This is a genomic window from Alteromonas sp. 5NW40-0090 (assembly GCF_057552975.1).
Genome location: NZ_BAAJLT010000036.1, coordinates 1 through 420, shown reverse-complemented (window position 1 = coordinate 420; position 420 = coordinate 1). Strand labels below are relative to the sequence as shown.

The 420-nt window shown below is 44.5% G+C and carries 2 tRNA genes; both read right to left on the bottom strand.

Annotation, left to right across the window (positions count from 1 at the left end):
• Positions 1-199: 199 nt before the first annotated feature.
• A tRNA-Ile gene (locus tag AC27KT_RS19790) sits at positions 200-276 on the bottom strand.
• Positions 277-319: 43 nt separating this feature from the next.
• A tRNA-Ala gene (locus AC27KT_RS19785) sits at positions 320-395 on the bottom strand.
• Positions 396-420 lie beyond the last annotated feature (25 nt).

Sequence of the window (420 nt, the reverse complement as noted above, 5' to 3'; positions counted from 1 at the left end):
TATCGTGCAAAATCATGACGTTTTTTGTCATGACTTTTGCGCAAGGAGGACCTACATTACTCTTTCAAGTATCGTAAATGCTCCCTCAGGGTAAAAAACCCTAATCAATGCTTACTGAAACAGTAAATATTCATTAGGATTTCGGGTCCAACGTGACACGTTTCTACCTGTGTTACCTTCCTTTCACAAAGCAAGGAAATGGTAGGCTTGGGCAGACTTGAACTGCCGACCTCACCCTTATCAGGGGTGCGCTCTAACCAGCTGAGCTACAAGCCTTCAGTTTCTAAGTTTGTTAGCAACAAACCCAGTTTCAAGTAGATGGTGGAGCTAAGCAGGATCGAACTGCTGACCTCCTGAATGCAAATCAGGCGCTCTCCCAGCTGAGCTATAGCCCCATAAACTTGTGTCGTTCTTCATTTT